The sequence below is a fragment of the Thermobifida alba genome (genome assembly GCF_023208015.1).
In the GTDB taxonomy this organism is placed as follows: Bacteria; Actinomycetota; Actinomycetes; order Streptosporangiales; family Streptosporangiaceae; genus Thermobifida; species Thermobifida alba.
The window spans coordinates 2,405,520-2,421,813 of sequence record NZ_CP051627.1 but is presented as its reverse complement, the minus strand read 5'-3'; the positions used below and the strand labels follow the sequence as shown (position 1 = coordinate 2,421,813).

Annotated in this window: 16 protein-coding genes; 10 read left to right on the top strand and 6 right to left on the bottom strand. The window is 72.8% G+C overall.

What is annotated here, in order from left to right:
- Positions 1–97 precede the first annotated feature (97 nt).
- Positions 98–1,105: a hypothetical protein gene (locus FOF52_RS10745; RefSeq protein WP_248593672.1), complete on the top strand. Its 1,008-nt coding sequence runs from the start codon at positions 98–100 to the stop codon at positions 1,103–1,105.
- 14 nt (positions 1,106–1,119) lie between these two features.
- Here FOF52_RS10745 and FOF52_RS10740 read toward each other — a convergent pair whose 3' ends face one another.
- Both FOF52_RS10740 and yaaA read right to left on the bottom strand, forming a co-directional pair.
- A complete protein-coding gene (locus FOF52_RS10740) occupies positions 1,120–1,518 on the bottom strand; it encodes a hypothetical protein (protein WP_248593671.1) in 399 nt (132 codons plus the stop codon).
- A complete protein-coding gene (yaaA, locus tag FOF52_RS10735; protein WP_248593670.1) occupies positions 1,515–2,312 on the bottom strand; it encodes a peroxide stress protein YaaA in 798 nt (265 codons plus the stop codon). Before yaaA ends, FOF52_RS10740 begins: the two co-directional genes overlap by 4 nt.
- On the opposite strand from yaaA, the gene FOF52_RS10730 reads away from it, so the two are divergent.
- The gene (locus tag FOF52_RS10730; RefSeq protein ID WP_248593669.1) at positions 2,311–3,093 is read left to right on the top strand and encodes a GNAT family N-acetyltransferase; all 783 of its coding nucleotides are present in this window, start codon (positions 2,311–2,313) and stop codon (positions 3,091–3,093) included. The two genes, yaaA and FOF52_RS10730, sit on opposite strands and share 2 nt — an antisense overlap.
- Before the next feature lie 80 nt (positions 3,094–3,173).
- On the opposite strand, the gene FOF52_RS10725 is transcribed toward FOF52_RS10730, so the two are convergent.
- Complete coding sequence (locus tag FOF52_RS10725) at positions 3,174–3,398, bottom strand: DUF7455 domain-containing protein (RefSeq protein ID WP_248593668.1); 225 nt, start codon at positions 3,396–3,398, stop codon at positions 3,174–3,176.
- A gap of 354 nt (positions 3,399–3,752) precedes the next feature.
- Here FOF52_RS10725 and FOF52_RS10720 point away from each other — a divergent pair, with 354 nt between their 5' ends.
- Positions 3,753–5,858 carry a DNA gyrase/topoisomerase IV subunit B gene (locus tag FOF52_RS10720; RefSeq protein ID WP_248593667.1) on the top strand — a complete coding sequence of 702 codons (2,106 nt, stop codon included), beginning with the start codon at positions 3,753–3,755 and terminating at the stop codon, positions 5,856–5,858.
- Positions 5,859–5,927: 69 nt separating this feature from the next.
- Here FOF52_RS10720 and FOF52_RS10715 read toward each other — a convergent pair whose 3' ends face one another.
- From FOF52_RS10715 to FOF52_RS10705, 3 genes are all read right to left on the bottom strand, one after another.
- Positions 5,928–6,254 (bottom strand): tetratricopeptide repeat protein, encoded by a 327-nt coding sequence (locus tag FOF52_RS10715; RefSeq protein ID WP_248593666.1) that lies wholly within the window; start codon positions 6,252–6,254, stop codon positions 5,928–5,930.
- 79 nt (positions 6,255–6,333) lie between these two features.
- On the bottom strand, positions 6,334–6,837 hold the full coding sequence (locus FOF52_RS10710; protein WP_248593665.1) for a beta-class carbonic anhydrase: 504 nt from the start codon (positions 6,835–6,837) through the stop codon (positions 6,334–6,336).
- A 122-nt stretch (positions 6,838–6,959) separates the two neighbouring features.
- Complete coding sequence (locus FOF52_RS10705; RefSeq protein ID WP_248593664.1) at positions 6,960–9,449, bottom strand: DNA gyrase/topoisomerase IV subunit A; 2,490 nt, start codon at positions 9,447–9,449, stop codon at positions 6,960–6,962.
- Positions 9,450–9,937: 488 nt separating this feature from the next.
- Between FOF52_RS10705 and mbhE the strand changes: the two genes are divergently transcribed.
- Genes mbhE through mnhG form a run of 7 tightly spaced genes read left to right on the top strand, consistent with a single transcriptional unit; the run spans position 9,938 to position 16,238 of the window.
- Positions 9,938–12,433 (top strand): hydrogen gas-evolving membrane-bound hydrogenase subunit E, encoded by a 2,496-nt coding sequence (gene mbhE / locus FOF52_RS10700; protein WP_248593663.1) that lies wholly within the window; start codon positions 9,938–9,940, stop codon positions 12,431–12,433.
- Between the two features lies 1 nt (position 12,434).
- Positions 12,435–13,097, top strand: coding sequence for an MnhB domain-containing protein (locus FOF52_RS10695; protein ID WP_248593662.1), 663 nt, complete (start codon positions 12,435–12,437; stop codon positions 13,095–13,097).
- Positions 13,094–13,471, top strand: coding sequence for an NADH-quinone oxidoreductase subunit K (locus FOF52_RS10690; protein ID WP_248593661.1), 378 nt, complete (start codon positions 13,094–13,096; stop codon positions 13,469–13,471). The genes FOF52_RS10695 and FOF52_RS10690 overlap by 4 nt, the downstream gene beginning before the upstream one ends.
- Complete coding sequence (locus FOF52_RS10685) at positions 13,468–14,994, top strand: Na+/H+ antiporter subunit D (RefSeq protein ID WP_248593660.1); 1,527 nt, start codon at positions 13,468–13,470, stop codon at positions 14,992–14,994. The genes FOF52_RS10690 and FOF52_RS10685 overlap by 4 nt, the downstream gene beginning before the upstream one ends.
- Positions 14,991–15,623, top strand: a complete 633-nt coding sequence (locus FOF52_RS10680; RefSeq protein ID WP_248593659.1) for a Na+/H+ antiporter subunit E — start codon at positions 14,991–14,993, stop codon at positions 15,621–15,623. Before FOF52_RS10685 ends, FOF52_RS10680 begins: the two co-directional genes overlap by 4 nt.
- The gene (locus tag FOF52_RS10675) at positions 15,620–15,898 is read left to right on the top strand and encodes an MrpF/PhaF family protein (protein WP_248593658.1); all 279 of its coding nucleotides are present in this window, start codon (positions 15,620–15,622) and stop codon (positions 15,896–15,898) included. The genes FOF52_RS10680 and FOF52_RS10675 overlap by 4 nt, the downstream gene beginning before the upstream one ends.
- Positions 15,885–16,238: a monovalent cation/H(+) antiporter subunit G gene (mnhG, locus tag FOF52_RS10670; protein ID WP_248593657.1), complete on the top strand. Its 354-nt coding sequence runs from the start codon at positions 15,885–15,887 to the stop codon at positions 16,236–16,238. The genes FOF52_RS10675 and mnhG overlap by 14 nt, the downstream gene beginning before the upstream one ends.
- Positions 16,239–16,294: the final 56 nt, after the last annotated feature.

Genomic DNA, 16,294 nt, shown 5'->3' with positions numbered 1-16,294 from the left:
CGGAGCGGGCCGGTGGCCCCCTCCGCGACCACGTCCGCGCGGAACGTCCCGCACCGCCGCGCCTCCCCGCTTCCGTGCGGCACTATTCTCGACTCTCATGGGACCTTTCGGACAGGACGCGGCGTCCGCGACGGACGGCGCCCCGTCCCCCGCGGACGTGGTCGTCGGCCGCTGCTGGGACAACGTGGCACTGGACGCCGGCGTCGAGGCGGTCGAGGAGGGCCACCTCGCGGCCGGGACAGCCCTGCTGAGGGAGTCACGCGACGACCCCGAACTGCGCGCGCTGTACGCGGAGGCCCTGGGCGGCGCGGCGGTCGGCCGCAGCGCGCAGATCCACGCCCTGCTCTCGGCGGACACCGCGGAGCAGGACGCCGCCGACCTGCTGCTCTGGCTGGGACGCACCCTCATCGACGAAGCGTGGCAGATCCGCGGCGACGGCACCGCGGACACCGTCGGACCGGAGCGGTTCAAGCTGTTCTTCGCCACCCTCGCCCGGGCGCGCGACCCGCTGCTGGCCGCGGCCGAGATCAACCCCGACGACCCGGTCCCCTGGGCGTGCCTGCAGTGGTTCGCCCTCGGCATGCAACTGGACCGCGAGGAGAAGGACTACGTCTGGCAGCGCGTCATCGAACGGTGCCCCACGCTCTACCCGGCCCACTGGGGGCGCGTCCAGATCCTGGCCCCCAAGTGGGGCGGCAGCACCGAGGAGATGATGGAGTTCGCCCGCGGCTCCGTGGAACTGGCCCCCGAGGGCCACCCGCTGACCTCCATGATCGCCCTGGCCCACCGGGAGCGGCTCCACGACGTCGTCAGGGACCTGGTGCGCCGCAGGCGGTTCATCGCCGCCCTGCGGACGTTCCGCCGGTACTACGACGAGGAGGTGACCGCCGAACTCCTGGCCGCCGCGGCCAAGTGGTGCACCGCCCCCGTCCCGCACCCCCGCGACCTGGAGGCCCACCACCAGTTCGGATGGGCCTTCCACCACACCCCGGCCCTCGACCACGCCCGCTGGCACCTCTACCAGGTCGGCAACCGCACCCACCGGGAGACGTGGCGGGAACCCCGGGAGTTCGTCAGGGCACTGCGCGGACTCGGCCTGGCCTGACCCCGCTCCTGCCCTCACGGCCACAGCAGCACCGCGACCGCGGCACCCGCCGGCGTCCCCGCGAGCAGGCCCCGGCCCAGCGCCCGGTCGGTCCGGCGGCGCCTGCCGAAGGCCAGCACGGGCCCCAGCACGACCAGGCCGACCAGCACCGCCCGGGACAGCAGGCCCCCCATGAGACCGCTCGGGAACAGCACCACCGCCGGAACCAGGAACAGCATGACCCCCAGCCCGAGCAGGAAGTGCAGTGCCACTGCGGCCCGGGAGGAGCGCACCGGTGTGCGGGCCGCCCCGCCGCCGTGGCCCGGCCGGGTGTACGGGTTGGGCGGGGGCGGGACGTTCGGGTTGTAGGGAGCGACCGGGGACACGGCGAGCACCACCTGGCAGGACGGGAGGGACGTGGGGGAGCGGGTCAACCGGGAACGATGACGTTCAGCACGTGCGGCCCGCCGCCCCGGGCCGGGGCGGTCAGTTCGACGCGGTGGCCCAGGTCTGCCAGGACCGTCGCGAGTTCGCCCGGGGTCCGCGGCGTCGCCCCGGCGGCCAGCAGGGAGTGCGCCACCGCACCGCGGACCGCCTTGGCCAGGTGGCTCACCGCCGAGCGGCGGGGCACGCCGTCCACCACGGTCTGCCGCAGCACCCGGACGGTGGCCGTGCGCGCCGCGACCCCGGGGCCGGGGCGGAACGCGGTGGCGTAGGCGGTCGACCGGCAGTCCACCACCAGCCGCCCCTCCGCCAACGTGGTCAGCGTCTCGGTGAGGCGGGGGCGCCAGAACGCGCCCAGCGGCCCCAGCGGCGGCAGCGAGACGTTCATGGCCAGCCGGTAGGGGGGGACCGCGTCGACGGGCCGCAGTACCCCCCACAGGCCGGAGAAGACCAGCACCGACTCCGCCACCAGCGCGGCCGACGGCCCGGCCAGCAGTTCCGGGAGCCGCAGCACGTCGTAGAGGACCCCGGTGTACAGGTCGGCGGCGCGCAGCGTCGCGGCGGTGCGCAGTTCCCGGTTGCGCTGGACGGCCGCGGCCTGCCGCGGGGTCAGACCGAGGACGGTGCGCGCCTCCTCCAGCGGACGCGCGCACACCTTCTCCAGCGCGGTCATGACAGACTCTCGGGCGTCGGCGAGTTCGGGCAGACTCAGCGACGCCGGGTCCAGCGCGGGACCGTCGCCGGGGAACGCCTTTCCTTCGGATGGGGGGAGCAGGATCAGCATGGGGCCTTCGGGGATCTCGGGGCACAGCGACCCGGCAGATCGTACCAAGCGGCGGCCGGACGGGGTCCGCGGCGGTGCCGACGGCGGCTGGTGGGCGCGGACGGTGGCGCGGGACTGGCCCGCACTGGAGGCGGTGGAACGCTCCGGCTGGCGGCTGGGGTACAGCCACGGGGTGACCAAACGCGCGAACTCCGCGGTCGCGCTGGGAGCGGACGCCGACCCCGACGAGCCGGGGCGCTTCTACCGGGAGCGGGGGCTGCGTCCCGTCGTCCAGGTGTGGCCCGGACAGGAGGGAATCGACGCGCTGCTGGCCGAGCGGGGGTACCGGGTCGTGGAGCCGAGTCTGGTCCTGGTGCGGGACCTGGTGCACCGGCCGGAGCCGTCGGCCGAGGTCGTGGTGGACCGCGTCCCGCCCCCGGGCTGGGCGGAGGCCGCCGGCGGCCACGGCGTCCCGGGAGCACGCCAGGCCGACGTCGAGGCCCGGATCAGGGCCCGGAGCGGAATGGTCCACGCGGTGCACTCCGCGGGACGGGCCCGCGGCTGCGCCGCGCTGACGGGAGGCCTGGTGGGCGTCTACGACATGGCCACCAGGGCCGACTCCCGCAGACGCGGGTACGCCTCCCGGGTCCTGGACTCCCTGCTCGCCTGGGCCTACGACCGCGGTGCACGCCGCGCCTACCTGCTCGTGGTGGCGGACAACACGGCGGCCCGCACCCTGTACGAGCGGGCGGGGTTCACCGAGGCCGGCCGGTACCACTACCGGGTGGCGGGGGCCGACTGACGGCGCAGGCCGCGCAGACACCGGCGGCGGCCCCCTTCCGGGGACCGCCGCCGCACGTCTTCCTGGATCGCGGTGAGGGGCTAACGCTCTCCGGCACCGGCCTTGGTGGAGTGGAGCCGGTCGGTCTCGTCGTGGATCTCCACGGCGATCTTGCGGACCGACTCGCCGTGCTGGCGCATGTGGTGAGCGCAGAACAGCAGTTCACCACCGGAGTTGAGAACCACTCGGACGTACGCCTGGGCGCCGCAGCGGTCGCAACGGTCAGCAGCTGTCAGCGGCCTGGTGGGGGCAAGAGTTCCAGTCACTTCGCCTTCCTCAGTTCTCGGCGTTAGTCACTCGGGACAACATCTAACCGGACGAAGAGCTTCCCGACCAGCCCTTCTGTACGCCGACAGCGGAATCGGCCCGGTTCGTGGCCTATCTCTCTGCCTGGTGACTCTCGGGTTGTCTGAAGGGGGTTCTACCCTGCGACACGTCGGGTTATCCCAGTGGTCCAGAATGCGGACCACGGCCACTGCGGCTACCCTCAAACCGAACTACTGTGCTATCGCACCCCACACCGGACGGTCGGCCGCCCGTCCGTCCGACCACGACCACGTTCGCCCGTACCCCCCGGTACGGCCGCGACCGCAGACCCCAGACACCGCAGGAGAGTCCCCGTGACCGCCCTCACCACTGACTTCCACGACCCCGAGGAATACTCCGCTCGGCACCTTTCGGTCCTGGAAGGCCTTGAGGCGGTCCGCAAGCGGCCGGGCATGTACATCGGCTCCACGGACAGCCGCGGCCTGACCCACTGCATGTGGGAGATCATCGACAACTCCGTCGACGAGGCCCTCGCGGGCCACTGCACCCGCATCGACGTGGTCCTGCACGCGGACGGCTCGGTCGAGGTGCGCGACAACGGACGCGGTATCCCGGTCGACGTCGAACCCCGCAGCGGACTGAGCGGCGTGGAACTGGTCATGACCAAGCTGCACGCCGGCGGCAAGTTCGGCTCCGGCTCCTACACCGCCTCCGGCGGCCTGCACGGAGTGGGGGCCTCCGTGGTGAACGCGCTGTCGGCGCGCCTGGACGTCGAGGTGGACCGCCAGGGGCACACCCACGCGATGAGCTTCCGGCGCGGCATCCCCGGCACCTTCGACGCGGACGGCCCCGACGCCGGCTTCACCCCCGGTTCCGGGCTGCGGCAGGTGCGCCGGATCGCCAAGAAGGTCACCGGCACCCGGGTGCGGTTCTGGGCCGACCAGCAGATCTTCCTCAAGGACGCCGAGGTGGCCCGCGAGTCCCTGCTGGACCGCGCCCGCCAGACCGCCTTCCTCATCCCTGGGCTGACCATCTCGGTGCGCGACGAGCGCACCGAGGGCGAGGAGCCCTACGAGGAGGAGTTCCGCTTCGACGGCGGCATCGGCGAGTTCTGCACCTACCTGGCCCCCGACCAGGCGGTCAGCCCGCTGCTGCGGATCGAGGGCAGCGGGAACTTCACCGAGACCGTGCCGGTCCTCGACGAGCAGGGCCACATGGTCCCCACCGACGTGGAGCGGCAGCTCGACGTGGACGTCGCGTTGCGCTGGGGCACCGGCTACGACACCACGGTGCGCTCCTTCGTCAACGTCATCGCCACCCCCAAGGGGGGAACCCACCTGGCCGGGTTCGAACGCGCCCTGGTGCGCGTCGTCAACGACCAGCTGCGCGCCACCAAACTCCTGAAGGCCAGCGACGACCCCGTCACCAAGGAGGACGTCCTGGAGGGGCTCACCGCCGTGGTCACGGTGCGCCTGCCCGAACCGCAGTTCGAGGGGCAGACCAAGGAGGTCCTCGGCACCTCGGCGGCCAGCCGCATCGTCTCCCAGGTGGTGGGCCGGGAACTGCGGACCTTCCTGACCTCCACCAAGCGGGCCGAGAAGCAGCAGGCCCGCGCGGTGCTGGAGAAGATCGTCAACGCGGCCAAGGCGCGTCTGGCCGCCCGGCAGCAGCGCGAGACGCAGCGGCGCAAGAACGCCCTGGAGAACTCGGCCCTGCCCGCCAAACTGGTGGACTGCCGCAGCGAGGGCCTGGAACGCAGCGAACTGTTCATCGTCGAGGGCGACTCCGCGCTGGGCACCGCCAAGCTCGCCCGCGACTCGGAGTTCCAGGCGCTGCTGCCCATCCGCGGCAAGATCCTCAATGTGCAGAAGGCGTCCGTGGCCGACATGCTCAAGAACGCCGAGTGCGCCGCGATCATCCAGGTCATCGGCGCCGGGTCGGGCCGCACCTTCGACCTGGACGCCGCCCGCTACGGCCGGGTCATCCTCATGGCCGACGCCGACGTGGACGGCGCGCACATCCGCTGCCTGCTGCTGACGCTGTTCTACCGGTACATGCGTCCCATGCTGGAGGCGGGCCGGGTGTTCGCCGCCGTGCCGCCGCTGCACCGCATCGAACTGACCAACGTGCGCAGGAAGCGCGGAGCCCGGCCCCAGGACCGCTACATCTACACCTACTCCGACGCCGAACTGCACCGGAAGCTGCTGGAGCTGGAGAAGAAGGGCATCTCCTGGAAGGAGCCCGTCCAGCGGTACAAGGGGCTCGGCGAGATGGACGCCGACCAGCTGGCCGAGACCACGATGGACCCGCGCCACCGCACGCTGCGCCGCATCCGCGTGGACCAGGCCGAGGAGGCCGCCAAGGTGTTCGAACTGCTCATGGGCAACGAGGTCGCACCGCGCCGCGCGTTCATCGCCCAGGGCGCCCGCGAACTCGACCTCGCCCGCATCGACACCTGAGCACCGCGAACACGCCGAGGGCCGTACCCCCCGGAGGGCACGGCCCGAAACTCCCGGAGGGGGAGGGGGTCAGTCGAGGGAGCCACCCGACATGATCGCGTGCATCCTGCGGTGGGGGGCGGCCTCGGACTCCCTGTTCTGCCGTTCCAGGGAGCGGGCGAGCGCGATGTGCGCCCAGGCGTCGCACGGGTCCAGTTCGATGAGCTTGCGGAACGTCTGTTCGGCCTTGGCGAGCTGAGCCGAGTGGAAGTAGGAACGTCCCAGTAGCTCCAGGACTGTTCGGTTACGGGGTTCCGCCTCCGCGAGCGGGGCGAGGACACGGGCCGCGCCGATCGGATCGCCGAGGTCGAAGTGCTGCCTGCCGCGCCGGTAGATGTCGTAGCTGCTCTCCGCCATCGCACTCCTTTCCTCAGAAGCACAACGGTGCTCCCCACAGGGGCATTCCCGGCGGTCAGCGGCCCGACACTCCACCGGATCAGGCGTCCACCGGCGTCACCCGACCGGTGTCGACGTCGTAGAGGGCCCCCAGGACCGGCAGGTCGGCGGGCAGCAGCGGATGGTGCCGGATCCGCTCCAGGTCGTGGCGGAGCGCGCCGATCTGGTCGTTGTCGGTGTGGAACTCCAGGCTGCGGGTGTCCACCCCGTACCGGGCGGCGATGGTGTCGTGCACCTCGGCGTCCCCGGAGACCGAGGCCATCTTGCACCGGGTGTGGGGCAGCACGATGACCCGGTTCACCCCCAGCAGGTACACCGCCAGGACCAGGGTGCGCAGGGTGTCGTCGGTGACCCGGGCGCCGGCGTTGCGCAGGATCTTGGCGTCGCCGGGCTTCAGGCCCAGCATCTCCAGCGGCTCGATACGCGAGTCCATGCAGGTCACCAGGGCCAGTCCACGTGCGGCCACGGGCTGGAGGCCAGCCAGGTCGAAGGAGCGGACGTAGTCCTCGTTCGCGGCGAGGAGGTCGTCGAAGGCACTGCTCACAGGTCCCCTCCCAGGGCGGTGAAGTTTCTCTCTGACCGTGTCAGGCATGGCGGAGGCCGTGCGGTCCGAGACCGCACGGCCTCCGCCGGGCGCCGGGAGGACTCCCGGCAAGCCGGGTGCCATCATCCCCCAGAGAGCGAGGCCGCCACCGTCCCGGTGTCGACTTGGCCGGTGCCCACCGAGGCGATGGGGCGGGGCAGGGCCTCTCCCGAGCCGTCCCGCCGCTCCACCGGGTCGGGAAGCCGGACCGGACCGCCGTCGGCGCGGAAGGCCCGCGCCGGGGAACGCCCCACCCAGGCGAACAGCAGCACGTCCTCCCCTTTGAGGAAGCGTTGGCAGCGTACTCCCCCGGTGGCGCGGCCCTTGGCGGGGAAGGCGGAGAAGGGGGTCACCTTCGCGGTCCCGGTCTGCGTGTCGGGCAGTGCTCCACTGCTGCCCGCGACCGTGACGACCACCGTGTCCTCCGGGGAGGTCACGGCACCGAACCACAGCGCGTGCGCGCCCTCGCCCAGGCGGACGCCGGCCACCCCGCCCGCGCTGCGTCCCTGGGGACGCACCGAGGAGGCCGGGAAACGCAGCAACTGGGCCTCGGAGGTGACGAAGACGAGGTCCTCCTCGCCGGTGACGAGCTGGGTGGCGCCGACGAGCCGGTCGCCCGGCCGCAGGTTGATGATCTCGAAGTCGTCCTTGTGCTGCGGGTACTCCCCGCCGACCCGTTTGACGACGCCCTGCCGGGTGCCCACCGCCAGCCCCGGGCCGTCCCCGTCGAGCGTGGCCAGGGCGATCACCCGCTCGTCGGCGTCGAGTTCCACGAACTCGCTGACCGGGGAACCGGAGGCGATCGCCGGGGCCTCGGAGGCCTCGGCGGGCAGTTCGGGCAGCTCCACCACGGGCACCCGGATCAACCGGCCCAGGTCGGTGACGAGCGCGATCTCGCCGCGCACGGTGGAGCGCACGTTGGACAGCATGGCGTCGTGCCGGGCCCGCGGCCCCTCGAACATCGGCGGCAGCTGCGCGCCCGAGGTGCGGCCCAGCAGTCCGCTGGTGCTCAGCAGCACGTGGCAGGGGTCGTCGTCGACCTCCAGCGGCATCGCGGAGGTGCGGGTCTGGCCGGAGCTCTCCCGCAGCACGGTGCGGCGCGGGGTGGCGAACTCCTTGGCCACCGCGGCCAGCTCCTTGGAGACGAGTCTGCGCAGCTTCTTGTCGGACTCCAGGACCGCGGTCAACTCGGCGATCTCGGCGTTGAGCGTGTCGCGTTCGCGCTCCAGCTCCAGCGTGTCGTACCGGGTGAGGCGGCGCAGCGGCGTGTCGAGGATGTAGCGGGCCTGCGTCTCGGACAGCTCCAGGGCCTCCATGAGCCGCTGCCGGGCCTGGGCGGAGTCCTCGGAGTCGCGGATGAGCGCGATCACCCGGTCGATGTCGGCCAGCGCCACCAGCAGGCCCGCCACCAGGTGGAGGCGCTCCTCCCGCTTGGCGCGCCGGTGCTCGCAGCGGCGGCGCACCACGTCGATGCGGTGGTTGACGTAGACCAGCAGCAGGTCGCGCAGCCCCAGGGTCTGCGGCTGGCCGTCCACCAGCGCGACGTTGTTGATGCCGAAGGTCTCCTCCATCGGGGTGAGCCGGTAGAGCTCCTCCAGCACGGCCTCCGGGTTGAAGCCGTTCTTCAGTTCGATCACCAGCCGCAGGCCCTGGTTGCGGTCGGTGAGGTCCTTCAGGTCCGAGATGCCCTGCAGCTTCTTGGCCTGGACCAGTTCCTTGATGCGGCTGACGACCTTCTCCGGGCCGACGTTGTAGGGCAGTTCGGTGACGATCAGGCCGGTGCGGCGCGGGGTGAGCTTCTCGATGGAGACGGTGGCGCGGGTGCGGAAGGTGCCGCGGCCCTTGGCGTAGGCGTCCCGGATGCCGTCCAGCCCCGTGATGGTCCCGCCGGTGGGCAGGTCGGGGCCGGGGATGAACTCCATGAGCTCTTCGAGGGTGGCGTCGGGGTGGGCGAGCAGGTGCCGTGCGGCCGCGATGACCTCGCCGAGGTTGTGCGGGGCCATGTTGGTGGCCATGCCCACCGCGATTCCCGAGGCGCCGTTGACCAGCAGGTTCGGGAAGGCCGCGGGCAGCACCTCCGGTTCGGTCTCCTGGCCGTCGTAGTTGGGCCGGAAGTCCACCACGTCCTCGTCGATGGACTCCACCATCAGCGAGGCCGCGCGGGCCAGCCGGGCCTCGGTGTAGCGCATGGCCGCGGGGGCGTCGTCGCCGCCGAGGGAGCCGAAGTTGCCGTGCCCGTCCACCAGCGGCACCCGCATGGCGAAGGGCTGGCTCAGGCGCACCAGCGCGTCGTAGATCGCGCTGTCGCCGTGCGGGTGCAGCCGGCCCATCACCTCGCCGACCACGCGGGCGCACTTGACGTGGGCCCGGTCGGGGCGCAGCCCCATCTCGTTCATCTGGTAGAGGATGCGCCGCTGGACCGGTTTGAGGCCGTCGCGGGCGTCGGGAAGCGCACGCTGGTAGATGACCGAGTAGGCGTACTCCAGGAAACTGCCGCGCATTTCCTCGGAGACGTCGATGTCGATGATCTTCTCGGTGAGTTCCTCGGGAGGCGGGGACGTTGTACGGGCCATGTCCGCCATTGTGACCGGTGTGTGAGACCGGCGCGAACCGGGAAGGTGTCCCAGACACCCCCGTGCGCGTGGGGCGGTGGAACCTCCGGTCAGGCAGGGTGACCGGGGTCACCTGCTTCCCGCCGCGGGAGTTCACCTCGACGTCGTGGCCCCCCAACGCTGTGTCATCGGGAGGAGGGGGAGCCAGACCAGAGAGGAGAGCCCGGCCACGCCGCCGGCCGCCGTGTCCGGTGGGGCGCCCACCGCGGTTCCGGCCGTCCTGGCGGGGCCGGCGGGGCGGCGGCGTCCCTTCCCGCCGGTGCGGACCCGGACGGCGGAGGGCCCGCGCAGGGGAGGCGGTGACGCACCCGGTCCGCGTCACGCCGAACCGGGGAGTGGGCCGTACCCGCAGCCTCCGAGGCCCTGTCCGCCCGGCCACGCTTCACCCAGCCCGTCCGCCGCCCGGTGGTGAGAAGGCGCGCCTCCGGTCTGACCGTTCATGGACGTTCATGCTGCTGCCGTTCGTCATCGTGCTCCACGCGCTCACCGCCGTCGTCGCGCCGCCACTGGTCCGCGTCCTCGGCCCCCGCGTCTTCCTGGTGGCCGCCCTGCCCCTGGGGACGACCGCGGCCTGGACGCTGGCGCGGACGCCCGGCATCCTCCGGGGCCGTCCCGTCGAGGTCTCCGTGCCCTGGGTGCCCGCCCTGGACATCGTCCTCGACTTCCGCGTCGACGCGCTGTCGGTGGCGATGGTGCTGCTGGTGTCCGGGGTGGGCGCCGTCATCTTCTGCTACGCCGCCACCTACTTCCACCGGGGGGAACGCGCCCTGGGGCGGCTCGCCGGGGTGCTGGTGCTGTTCGCGGCTGCCATGTTCGGCGTGGTCACCGCCGACAACCTGCTCGCGCTCTACGTCTTCTGGGAGTTGACCTCGGTCTCCTCGTTCCTGCTGGTCGCCCACGCCGACCAGCGGCAGAGCGCCCGCCGCGCGGCCACCCAGGCGCTGGTCACCACCGTCGGGGCCGGCCTGCTCATGCTGATCGGCTTCATCCTGCTGGGCCGCCTCGGCGGCACCTACCGCATCTCCGCGCTGGTCGCCGACCCGCCGCCGGACGGCCCGTGGCTGTCGGCGGCGCTGGTGCTGGTCCTGGTCGGAGCGTTCGCCAAGTCCGCGCAGGCCCCCCTGCACTACTGGCTGCCCGCGGCGATGGTGGCGCCCACCCCGGTCAGCGCCTACCTGCACGCCGCCGCCATGGTCAAGGGCGGCGTCTACCTCGTCGCCCGACTGGCCCCCGGATTCGCCGACGTCGACCCCTGGCGGCTGCTCGTCTTCGGTTTCGGCACCGCCACCATGATCCTGGGCGGCTGGCGGGCGCTGCGCCAGGACGACCTGAAGCTCCTGCTCGCCTACGGGACGGTCAGCCAACTGGGCCTGATCACCGTGCTCGCGGGGGCGGGAACCCACACCGCCGCGGTCGCCGCGGTCGGTGTGCTGCTCGCCCACGGCCTGTTCAAGGCCGCCCTGTTCCTCACCGTCGGCGTCGTCGACCACCAGGTGGGCACCCGCAGCATCAGCCGCCTCACCGGCCTGGGCCGCCGCATGCCGGTCCTGGCCGCGGCCGCGGCCCTGGCCGCCGCCTCCATGGCCGGACTGCCCCCGCTGCTGGGCTTCGTCGGCAAGGAGGCCGCGCTGGAGGCGTTCCTCCCCGGCGCCTGGACCGGGCCGGCCGCACCGGCCGCCGCCGTCCTCACCGGCCTGGTGTTCGGCTCGGTCCTCACCGTCGCCTACAGCGCCCGGTTCCTGTGGGGGGCGTTCGCCGACAAGGACACCGTCGCCCCCGTCCCCTTCACCCGGCCCGGCCGCGCCTTCACCGCCGCCCCGGTCGTACTCGCCGGGGCCGGTCTGCTGGGCGGGGTCGCGGCCGGCGCCACCGTCGACCCGATCGCCCAGGCCGTCGCCGCGCCGTTCCCCGCCCTCTTCCACCCCCACCACCTCGCCCCGTGGCACGGGCCGACCCCGGCCCTGGCGCTGACCGCCCTGGTGGTCGCGGTGGGCGCCCTGCTGTTCTGGCGGCGCCGCGCCGTCACCCGTCTGCAGAACGCGATGCCGAACTGGTACGAGGCCGAAGCCGGGTACAACGCCGTGCTCAACGCCGTCAGGTGGACGGCCTTCCACGTCACCAGCCGCACCCAGACCGGATCGCTGCCCGTCTACCTCGGCATCATCCTGGCCACCGTGCTGGCGCTGCCCGGCGTCCGGCTGGTGGCCGCCCTGGTCGGCGGCGACGTCGCCGTGCCGGCCGCGGGCGACGGCCTGCGCCTGTGGGACAACCCCCTGGAGGGGGTCGTCGTCCTCATCGTCGTGGTCACCGCGGTCGCCACGGTGCGCGAGCACCGCCGCTTCCCCGCGCTCATCCTGATCAGCACCCTGGGGTTCGGCATCGCCGGGCTGTTCGTGCTGCACGGCGCCCCCGACCTGGCGTTGACCCTGGTCCTGGTGGAGACGCTCACCACGATCATCCTGGTGTTCGTCCTGCGGCGGCTGCCCGCCACCTTCGCGACCCGCCCCGACGGCTGGCCGAAACGGCTGACCGTGCTGATGTGCGCGGCGGCCGGGACCTTCGTGGCCGTCTCGCTGTGGCTGACGGCGCACGCCCGCACGCACGCGCCCGTCTCCCTGGAGTACGCCGACCGCGCCGCTGAGGCGGGCGGGGCCAACCTGGTCAACATCATCATCGCCGACTTCCGGGCGCTGGACACCCTGGGCGAAGTCGTGGTGCTGGTCACCGCGGCGGTCGCGGTGGCCTCGCTGGTCCTGCTCAACCGGCGCGACCGCATCATCCGCGCCCCCGAGGACAGCGGTGCGGAGAACGGCGTCCCCGGCGTGCCGCGGCAGCCGACCGGCACGCCCCGCCCCGCACGGCGTGAAGAGCCGTCCCCGGTTCCGAAGACCTCCACCCCTCCCGGCACGGACCACTCCCACAGCCCCGGACAGAAGGAGGACTGACATGTCCATGGACCAGCCCGCGGGACGTGTTCCCGTCGCGGACCCGGAGACGCCCGGCGGTCTGCCCGAGAGCTGGGAGGCGCCCCGCGAACGCTGGCTCAGCACCGTGGTCCGCCCCGCCTTCGGCCCCCGGTCGGTGCTGCTGGAGGTCGTCACCCGCCTGCTGATCCCCGCGATCCTGCTGTTCTCGGTGTTCCTGCTGGTCTCCGGGCACAACAGGCCGGGCGGCGGCTTCGCCGGAGGGCTCGTGGCCAGCATGGCCTACGTGCTCCGCTACATCGCGGGAGGCCGCCACGAACTGCTGGCCGGACTGCCGATGCGCCCCAACGGGCTGCTGGCCATCGGCACCCTGCTGGGCTGCGCGACGGCGGGACTGCCGCTGCTGTTCGGCCGCCCCGTCTTCGACGGGGTCGGCTGGACGTTCACCCTCCCGGTGTTCGGCGAGGTCAAACTGCTCAGCGCGCTCTTCTTCGAGACGGGGGTCTACCTGATCGTGGTGGGCCTGGTGCTGTCCGTGGTCGCCGCGCTCGGCGCCCGCATGGAGGCCGAGGAGGAAGAGGCCCGCATCGAGAAGCGGGAGCGCGCCGCCCTGCGGCGCCGCCGCGCCGCGGCACGGGCCGCGGCCGCCGCGGCGCCGACCGCGGAGGGGGAGCCACCGCGATGAGCGCCCCCAGCCTCCTCCTCGTCGCCACCGTGGCCGTCCTCTACTCCAGCGGCTTCTACCTGCTGCTCCAACGCTCCCTGATGCGTGTGGTGTTCGGCTTCCTCATCCTCGGCCACGCCGCCAACCTCTCCCTGCTGCTCACCGACACCGCCATCACCCTGCCGCCGCTGCTCGGCGGCGAAGGGGGGCGGCAGCTGTCCGACCCCCTGCCGCACGCGATGGCGCTGACCGCCATCGTCATCACCTTCGGCGTCACCACCTTCCTGCTGGCCCTGGCCTACCGGGTCTGGCTGGGCGACGAGAACGACGAGGTGCCCGACGACCTGGAGGACCGCCGCATCCGCCGCCTCAAGGAGCCGGAGGACTCCTCGTGAACGTCCTCCTCGCTATCCCCCTGCTCGTGCCGCTGTGCGGGGCGGCGACCACCCTGCTGCTGCGCCGCACCCCCCGCTCCCAGCGGGGCACCAGCACGGTCACCCTGGCCGCCGTCGTGGCCTCCGCGGCCCTGCTGCTGTGGCGCACCCGCGACGGAGCCGTCGTGACCACCCAGGCGGGGGCCTGGGAGGCGCCGCTGGGCATCACCCTGGTCGCCGACGCCGCCTCCGCGCTGCTGCTGCTCGTCTCCTCGGTGGTCCTGCTGATGGTGCTGGTGTACGCGATCGGCCAGGACATCGGCGGACTGAGCCGCGCCACCCCCCAGGTGTTCCATCCCGTCTACCTGGTGCTGACCGCGGGGGTGAACCTCAGCTTCCTCGCGGGCGACCTGTTCAACCTGTTCGTCGGCTTCGAGGTCATGCTGACCGCCAGCTACGCGCTGATCACGCAGGCCCCCACGCGGGCGCGGGTGCGTGCCAGCATGATCTACGCCACGGTCAGCCTCACCTCGTCGATCCTGTTCCTGACCGGTATCGCGCTGGTGTACGCGCTGACCGGAACCGTGAACATGGCCGACGTCGCCGAGAAGCTCGGCGCGGCCCCGCCCGCGCTGCGCATGGTGCTGGCCCTGCTGTTCTTCGTCGTGTTCGGCATCAAGGCCGCGGTCGTGCCCATGCACTTCTGGCTGCCCGACAGCTACCCGGTGGCGCTCACCCGCATCTCCGCGATCTTCGCCGCGCTGCTCACCAAGGTCGCGGTCTACGCCGTCATCCGCACCCAGACCCTGCTGTTCGCGCGCGACGACACCTCCGCCGTCGTCATGGCGGTCGCCGTCGTCACGATGATCGTCGGCATCCTGGGCGCGCTGGTGCAGTCCGACATCAACCGCATCATGTCGTTCGCCCTGGTCAGCCACATCGGGTTCATGCTCTTCGGACTGGCCCTGGGCACCGTGGCCGGACTGGCCGGAGCGGTGGTGTACCTGGTGCACCACATCGTGGTGCAGGCCACGCTGTTCCTGGTCAACGGGCTGATCCGGCAGTACGTCGGCCACACCTCGCTCACCGACATCCGTGGTCTGACCGCGGTGTCCCCGGCCCTGGCGGTGTTCTTCTTCCTGCCCGCGCTCAGCCTGGCCGGGCTGCCGCCCATGTCGGGGTTCGTCGCCAAGGTCGCGCTGTTCCAGGCGGGCGTGGCCGAGGGGGGCGGGCCGGCGTGGGCCGGGCTCGCCGCGGGCGTGCTCACCAGCCTGCTCACGCTCATCGCGATCTTCCGGGTGTGGGCCAGGGCCTTCTGGGGTACTCCGGGCCCCACCATGCTGGAGGCCCGCGAGCAGTTGCGGACCGGCGCCAACCGGGGCGGGCTGCGGATCATGACGGCGACGACCGGCGCGATGGTCGCGGTCGGCGTGCTGGTGGCCCTCGTGGCGGGACCGCTGACCGAGGTCGGCTTCACCGCGGCCGAGGGGCTGCTGGACGGCCGGGCCTACGTCACCGCCGTGCTGGGGGAGCGGATGCCATGACCGGGCGTGCGGGAACGAGCGCCAGCACGGTCCCCGCGGGGCGGATCTGGTGGCACCGGCTGGCCGGGCGGCTGCCCACGGTGGCCTGGCTGACCGCGATGTGGGTGGTGCTGTGGGGCGACCCCCGCCCCGGGACCGTCGTCGCCGGGGCGGCCGTGGCCTCGCTGTGCTACTCGGCGGCCCGGCTGCCGCACATCCCGGTCCGCCTGGGCTTCCGGCCGCTGCACGCACTGCGGCTGGTCGTCCGCGTCGCCTACGACCTGTTCTCCTCCAGCGTCCGGGTGGCCTACCACGGGCTGTGGCGGCCCAGGCGCACCAGCGGCGCCATCGTCGCGGTCCCCACGCGCACCGACTCCGACTTCCTCCTGGCGGCGCTCAGCGCGCTGCTGTCCATGGTCACGGGGACGCTGGTGATCGAGCTCAACCGCGACCAGAGGGTGCTCTACGTGCACGGGCTGCCCGTCAACGACGCGAACGCGGTCCGCGGCCTGCGCGCGCAGGTGCGCCGTACCGAGGAGCTGCTGGTGTCCGCCTTCGGCACCGCGGAGGACCGGGAGATGTTCCGGCGGCTCTCGCGGCCGCCGGCGCGGGAGGGGACCGGGGAGCACGTGTGGAAGGAGCAGAGGTGACCGTTCTGGAGTGGGTCTACGCCGCGACCTTCGCCATGCTGGGGGTGGGCGTGCTGTTCGCGCTCCACCGGCTGGTGCGGGGGCCGTCGGTGCTGGACCGCATCGTCTGCCTGAACGCGGTCTCGGTGCTGGTGGTCAGCGCCATCGCGGTGGGGAGCGCCCTGCGTGGCGGGGCCGCCTACGTCGGGCTGATGGTGACGGTCGCGCTGCTGGGGTTCGTCGGTACGCTGACCGCCGCCCGTTTCGCGGAGAGGCGCGCCCATGACCGCGGCTGACTGGGCCACCGCCGTGCTGCTGCCCCTGGGGGCGCTGTTCGCGCTGGTCGGAATGGTCGGCCTGGTGCGTTTCCCGACCCTGCTGGGCCGGATGCACGCGGCCACCAAACCCGACACCGTCGGCCTGTTCCTGCTGCTGGCGGGGACGGCCTTCCAGCTGCCCGGCCCGGGGGCCGCCGCGCCGCTGGTGCTGGTGGCGCTGTTCCAGGCGGTCACGGTGCCGGTCCTCGCCCAGACGCTGGGGCGGGTCGCCTACAGCCGGGGCCAGATCGACGAGAGGCACCTGGTCGCCGATGAGCTGGCCGAGGCGGTGGAACGGGACCGTCGGGAGGCCGGGTGAGGCCGCCCGCGGCGGGGCCGCCGCCTCCCGGTGGAGGCGGCGGCCCGACGGGGAGT

Coding starts and splice junctions, on each gene's coding strand:
- FOF52_RS10745 (WP_248593672.1), top strand. CDS start 98: ATGGGACCTTTCGGACAGGACGCGGCGTCCGCGACGGACGGCGCCCCG.
- FOF52_RS10730 (WP_248593669.1), top strand. CDS start 2,311: ATGGGGCCTTCGGGGATCTCGGGGCACAGCGACCCGGCAGATCGTACC.
- yaaA (WP_248593670.1), bottom strand. CDS start 2,312: ATGCTGATCCTGCTCCCCCCATCCGAAGGAAAGGCGTTCCCCGGCGAC.
- FOF52_RS10715 (WP_248593666.1), bottom strand. CDS start 6,254: ATGGCGGAGAGCAGCTACGACATCTACCGGCGCGGCAGGCAGCACTTC.
- FOF52_RS10705 (WP_248593664.1), bottom strand. CDS start 9,449: ATGGCCCGTACAACGTCCCCGCCTCCCGAGGAACTCACCGAGAAGATC.
- mbhE (WP_248593663.1), top strand. CDS start 9,938: ATGCTGCTGCCGTTCGTCATCGTGCTCCACGCGCTCACCGCCGTCGTC.
- FOF52_RS10695 (WP_248593662.1), top strand. CDS start 12,435: ATGTCCATGGACCAGCCCGCGGGACGTGTTCCCGTCGCGGACCCGGAG.
- FOF52_RS10690 (WP_248593661.1), top strand. CDS start 13,094: ATGAGCGCCCCCAGCCTCCTCCTCGTCGCCACCGTGGCCGTCCTCTAC.
- FOF52_RS10680 (WP_248593659.1), top strand. CDS start 14,991: ATGACCGGGCGTGCGGGAACGAGCGCCAGCACGGTCCCCGCGGGGCGG.
- mnhG (WP_248593657.1), top strand. CDS start 15,885: ATGACCGCGGCTGACTGGGCCACCGCCGTGCTGCTGCCCCTGGGGGCG.